The following is a 5,689-nucleotide window of genomic DNA, read 5'->3' on the forward strand; positions in this document are numbered from 1 at the left end:
GCCCCGGCCCCCGAGGAAGCGCTGCCCCGCGTGGAGCTCCGCCCCACGGTGCGCGGCAAGTCGATGCGGATGGACGTGGAGCGGCTGGACCGCATCGTCACCCTCACGGCGGAGCTGTCCATCGCCCGCGGCCGGATGACGCAGTTCCTCATGGAGGCGCAGGCCTCCGGCGCGAGCTGGGAGGACGCCGTCGCGCAGCAGCGCGAGATGGACCACCTGTTCCAGGACCTGCAGGAGCAGGTCATGAAGGTGCGCATGGTGCCGGTGGGGCCGTTGTTCCGGCAGCACCTGCGCACCGTGCGCGACTTGTCTCGCTCGCAGGGGAAGGTGGCCCTGCTGGAGCTGGCGGGCGAGGACGTGGAGATGGACACCGCGGTGCTGGAGGCCCTGCGCGAGCCGCTGCTCCACCTGCTGCGCAACGCGCTGGACCATGGCATCGAGTCACCCGAGGAGCGAAAGGCCGCGGGCAAGGAGCCCTGCGGGCGCATCCGCCTGCGCGCCTTCCATGACTCGGGCAACGTCGTCGTGGAGATGTCCGACGATGGCCGGGGCATCCAGCGGGAGCGCGTGCGCGAGCGGGCGAAGGAGCGGGGCCTCGTGGCCGCTCCGGAGCGGCTGCGCGACGAGGAGGTGGACCAGCTCATCTTCGAGCCCGGCTTCTCCACCGCGAAGTCGGTGACGGAGCTGTCCGGCCGGGGCGTGGGCATGGACGTGGTGCGCCGCGACATCGAGGCCCTGCGCGGGACGGTGGCGCTGCGCAGCCAGGAGGGCCGCGGCACCACGGTGACGCTGCGCCTGCCGCTCACCCTCGCCGTCATCCAGGGCTTCGCCATGGGCGTGGGCGACCAGGTCTACGTGGTGCCCATCGAGCTGGTGCAGGAGTGCATCGAGCTGCCCCGCGAGCAGCGCAGCGCGGACGAGTCCGGGGTGATGTCGCTGCGGGGCCAGCCGGTGCCCTACCTGCGCCTGCGGCACGTCTTCGGCCTCGGCGGCGCCGCGCCCGCGCGGGAGAACGTGGTGGTGCTGCGGCACCCGGACGGCGTCGTGGGCTTCGCGGTGGACGAGCTCCAGGGCGAGGGCCAGCGCGTCATCCGGCCCCTGGGCCGGCTGTTCCAGGACGCCCCCGGCATCTCGGGGTCCACCATCCTGGGAGACGGCCGCGTGGGCCTCATCCTGGACACCCCCACCCTGGTGCGCCGGGCCATCCGCCGGGCCGCCGAGACACCCGAGTACGCCATCCCCGAGGACGTGGCCGCACGCAGCGGCCCCCGCCAGGAATCACGCAGGACGGAGTGAACCTTGTTCGAGAACCTGAGCATCACCCGCAAGCTGTTGCTGGCCTTCAGCACCATGGTCGCCATCATCATCGGCCTCGTGCTGTCGGCGTATTCGACGCTGAACCGGGTCAGCGTGGCCAGTGACGCGGACACGGAGAGCCACCAGGTGCTGATTTCCGTGCGCACGCTGGAGGGCGACCTGGCCGACCTGGAGACGGGGCAGCGCGGCTTCGTCATCACCGGCGACGAGAAGTTCCTGGAGCCGCACACGCTGGCCCGCGTCAGCTTCGTCCAGAACCTGAACCGCATCCGCGAGCTGACGACCGAGAACTCGCAGCAGCAGGAGCGCCTGCAGGAGGCCCGGGACGTGCAGCAGCAGTGGTTGAACCAGCACCTGGAGCCCCTCATCCAGCAGCGGCGCGAGCTCAACGCGGGCCGGGGGGAGCTGAGCCAGCTCATCGCGGTGGAGCAGGCCGCGCGCGGCAAGCAGATGGCGGACCGCATCCGCGCCGTCCTCACCGAGGTGGCCACCGAGGAGAGCAAGCTCCTGGAGCAGCGTCTCAAGGACACGGACGCGATGACGGAGACGCTCTATATGACGCTCATCGTCGGCGGCATCCTGGGCACGCTGCTGGCGGGGCTGCTGTCCTACGCGCTGACGCGCAGCATCGTCCGCCCGCTGGGCGAGGCCGTGCAGGTGACGAGCCAGCTCACCGCCGGTGACCTGACGGCGGCCATCACCGCCCGGGGCAAGGACGAGACGGGGCAGATGCTGGGTGGCATGAAGGAGATGATTCAGCGCCTGTCCGGCGTCATCAGTGAGGTGCGCGGCGCGGCGGGCTCGCTGTCCTCGGCGTCCACCCAGGTGGCCTCCGCGGCGCAGGGCCTGTCGCAGGGCACCAGCACCCAGGCGGCCTCCGTGGAGGAGACCACCGCCAGCCTGGAGCAGCTCAACACCACCATCAGCCAGAACGCGGAGCACAGCCGCGAGATGGAGCAGATGGCCGTCAAGGGCGCGCGCGACGCGGAGGAGAGCGGGCGGGCGGTGAAGGAGACCGTCGAGGCGATGAACTCCATCGCCGAGCGCATCTCCATCGTCGAGGAGATTGCGTACCAGACGAACCTGCTGGCGCTGAACGCGGCGGTGGAGGCCGCGCGCGCCGGGGAGCACGGACGGGGCTTCAACGTGGTCGCCACCGAGGTGCGCAAGCTGGCCGAGCGCAGCCAGAAGGCCGCGAAGGAGATTGGGGGCCTGGCCACCTCCAGCGTCCGCGTGGCCGAGCGCAGCGGGCAGTTGCTCACGGAGCTGGTGCCCTCCATCCGCCGCACGGCGGAGCTGGTGCAGCAGGTGACGACGGTGTCCAAGGAGCAGTCCATCGGCGTGGCGCAGATGAGCCGCGCGATGATGCAGGTGGACCAGGTGACGCAGCGCAACGCCTCCGCGGCGGAGGAGCTGTCCTCCACGGCCGAGGAGATGGCGTCCCAGGCCGAGTCGCTCCTGCAGATGATGACCTTCTTCCGCCTGGGCGACGGCAGCGAGCAGGCCCACTTCGGTCCGAAGACGCGCACCCCCGCGCCTCGGCCGCCGCCCTCGCCCGTGCGCGGGCTGCACGCCGCGGCCCAGGGCCCGCTGCCTGGCGCCTCCGCGCGGGTGACGCTGCCGGAGCCCTCCGCCGGGTCCAACCAGGACTTCCAGCGGTTCTAGGAGGAGCCCCATCCCATGAGCGACTCCATCGAGAAGGCGGCCCGCTCCAACTACCTCAGCTTCGTCATCGCGGGCGAGGCGTACGCCGTCGGCATCCTGCGGGTGCGGGAAATCATCGAGCACTGCCCCATCACCCGGGTGCCGGGGATGCCGCCCGCCGTGCAGGGTGTCATCAACCTGCGCGGCAGCGTGGTGCCCGTGGTGGACCTGGCCGTGAAGTTCGGCCTGCCGCCGCGGCCGATGACGCGCTGGTCCTGCTTCGTCATCGTCGAGGTGGCGCTGGACGGGCAGCAGACGGCCATTGGCCTGCTGACGGACTCCGTGAGCGAGGTGCTGGAGCTGGGCCCGGACGACATCGAGGCGCCTCCCTCCTTCGGCACCCGCGTGCGCCTGGACTTCCTGCTCGGCATGGGCCGGCACGACGGCAGGTTCATCATGCTGTTGGACCTGGACCGGGTCCTGTCCATCTCGGAGCTGCTCAGCCTGGCCACGGCCGCCGGTGAGACGCAGGCTCCGGGCACGTCCCCCGTGCCCGCGGTGCCCTCCGTCGAGGCTCCGGCGGAGACGCCCGCGAAGGGTTGAGCACGAAGGCCATGCAAGCGCCCTCCCCGCCCCCGCCCTCCGGGACGCCCGTGCTCTCACGGCGGGAGCTGCTGTTGTTCCAGGCCCTGGTGGAGAAGGAGGCCGGCATCCACCTGTCGGCCGCCAAGGATGCGCTGGTGGCCAACCGGCTCTCGCGGCGCCTGCGCGAGCTGGGGCTGCACTCGTTCGGCGCCTACTACAGCTACGTCACCGAGAAGGGGCACGAGGCGGAGAAGGTGCGGATGCTCGACAGCCTCTGCACGCACGAGACGTCCTTCTTCCGCGAGCCTCAGCACTTCGACCTGCTGCGCCAGCGCATCCTCCCCGAGTGGTCCGCCCTGGCCGCCGCGGGCCGTAGGCCGCGCACCCTGCGCGTGTGGAGCGCGGCCTGCTCCACCGGCGAGGAGCCCTACTCCATCGCCATGTGTCTGCTGGAGGCCTTCCCCAAGGGCTCCGGGTGGAGCCTGGAGGTGGTGGCCTCCGATTTGTCCACCTGGGCGCTGCAGCGCAGTCAGCAGGGGCTGTGGAACCTGGACCGCTCCCGCACGATTCCCCAGACGCTGCTCAAGGACTTCATGCTGAAGGGCGTGCGGACCCAGGAGGGGTTGATGAAGGCGGGGCCGGAATTGCGCACGGTGATGCGCTTCGCCCGCGTCAACCTCAACGTCCCCAGCGAGTGGCCCTCGGGGGCCTTCGACCTCATCTTCTGCCGCAACGTCCTCATCTACTTCGGCGCGGACGCCCGAAGCCGCGTCATCCAGGGGATGGTCCAGAAGCTGACCCCCACGGGGTACTTCTTCCTGGGGCACGCGGAGAGCCTGATTGGCGTCGACGTGGCGGTGCGCTCGGTGAGCGCGAACGTGTACACGCCTCGTCAGCTGGCGGGCCGCTGAGGGCTCAAGGCGCCGGGGGCTTGCGCACGGTGTCCACGAGGCGCGCGGCCCAGGGCTCCGAGCGGTGGCTCCACACCCAGGCGGCGCCCAGGAAGCCGCAGCCGAGGAGCACGAACAGCAGCCGCGCGAGGACGGAGGGGCCCGCGTCCTTCGCCACGGGCTAGCCCACCACCCGGTTGCGGCCGGACTTCTTCGCCTTGTAGAGGTTGGCGTCCGCCACCTTGATGAAGTGCGGCGGCTCCGTCATGTCCGGCGTCATCTCCGCCACGCCGATGGAGATGGTGACGGGAATCTCGCGCTCGTCGTAGACGAAGGACTTCTCCTCGATGAGGCGGCGAATCTTCTCCGCGAAGACGCGCGCCTTCTCCGGGCCGTCCTCGGGCATCACGAGCGCGAACTCCTCGCCGCCGTAGCGGGCGAAGCACTGCTCGCGGCGCACCATGCGCTTGACGGACTGGGCCAGCTCCCGCAGCACGTAGTCCCCGGCCAGGTGGCCGTGGACGTCGTTGATCTGCTTGAAGTGGTCGATGTCGAACATCATCAGCGTGAGCGAGCGCTGGTAGCGGCTGGAGCGCCCCATCTCCTTCTCGAGGTACTCGAGGAAGTAGCGCTTGTTGTTCACGCCGGTGAGACCGTCCGCGATGGTCAGCGTGTAGATGGTCTCGTGGTACTGGGTCTCGATGTTGTCGCCATCGAGGAACTTGAAGATGGAGCCGCCCACCTTGATGAGGTCCCCGCTGCGCAGCGGCGAGGGCTGGAGCACCTCCTGGTCGTTCAGGTAGGTGCCGTTGGTGGACCCCAAATCCTCCACGAACATCCGCCCCCCCTTGCCGAGGACGCGCGCGTGCCGGCGGGAGACGTTGTCCAGGTCCACCCAGATGTGGTTGCCCTGGTCTCGTCCGATGGTGAGCTCGGAGTCGATGAGGTACTTCTTGCCCAGCTCGGGACCGTGAATCTGCACGAGGCAGCACTCGGTGCTGCGCTCGGAGCGCACATCCTTGAGCGTGGAGATCTTGGTGACGCGGGTTTCGTCTCCGGACATCGCGGAGCGAGGCTAGCAGTCCCCCCGCTTCCGGGGAAGCCACGCCACCGGACTGAAGTGCGTCTGGTGCGGGGAGCCCTTCTCCCACATCCGGCGCTTCCCCTGGGAAAGGCGGGGGGAGGACGTCCGACCTGAACAGGCGGTTGGGCACTCAACGAAGGCGGGCGGGCGGGCGCGTGTGCCCTTGTGG

At 70.2% G+C, this 5,689-nt stretch carries 6 protein-coding genes; 4 read left to right on the forward strand and 2 right to left on the reverse strand.

Translation table 11 applies throughout. The annotated features are described in order from the left end of the window. The 4 genes from HG543_RS50885 to HG543_RS50900 form a co-directional block, all read left to right on the forward strand. Window positions 1-1,296 (forward strand): chemotaxis protein CheA (locus tag HG543_RS50885; protein ID WP_169352220.1); only part of this gene is annotated, 1,296 nt, incomplete at its 5' end. A 3-nt stretch (window positions 1,297-1,299) separates the two neighbouring features. After that, window positions 1,300-2,982, forward strand: coding sequence for a methyl-accepting chemotaxis protein (locus HG543_RS50890; RefSeq protein ID WP_169352221.1), 1,683 nt, complete (start codon window positions 1,300-1,302; stop codon window positions 2,980-2,982). A 15-nt stretch (window positions 2,983-2,997) separates the two neighbouring features. Beyond that, window positions 2,998-3,564, forward strand: coding sequence for a chemotaxis protein CheW (locus HG543_RS50895; protein ID WP_169352222.1), 567 nt, complete (start codon window positions 2,998-3,000; stop codon window positions 3,562-3,564). 11 nt (window positions 3,565-3,575) lie between these two features. Next, window positions 3,576-4,457 carry a CheR family methyltransferase gene (locus HG543_RS50900; RefSeq protein WP_169352223.1) on the forward strand — a complete coding sequence of 294 codons (882 nt, stop codon included), beginning with the start codon at window positions 3,576-3,578 and terminating at the stop codon, window positions 4,455-4,457. A gap of 4 nt (window positions 4,458-4,461) precedes the next feature. On the opposite strand, the gene HG543_RS50905 is transcribed toward HG543_RS50900, so the two are convergent. Continuing rightward, the gene (locus tag HG543_RS50905; protein WP_169352224.1) at window positions 4,462-4,614 is read right to left on the reverse strand and encodes a hypothetical protein; all 153 of its coding nucleotides are present in this window, start codon (window positions 4,612-4,614) and stop codon (window positions 4,462-4,464) included. 3 nt (window positions 4,615-4,617) lie between these two features. Next, window positions 4,618-5,499, reverse strand: a complete 882-nt coding sequence (locus HG543_RS50910) for a GGDEF domain-containing protein (protein WP_169352225.1) — start codon at window positions 5,497-5,499, stop codon at window positions 4,618-4,620. Window positions 5,500-5,689 lie beyond the last annotated feature (190 nt).

This window comes from Pyxidicoccus fallax, from assembly GCF_012933655.1.
GTDB lineage: Bacteria > Myxococcota > Myxococcia > Myxococcales > Myxococcaceae > Myxococcus > Myxococcus fallax.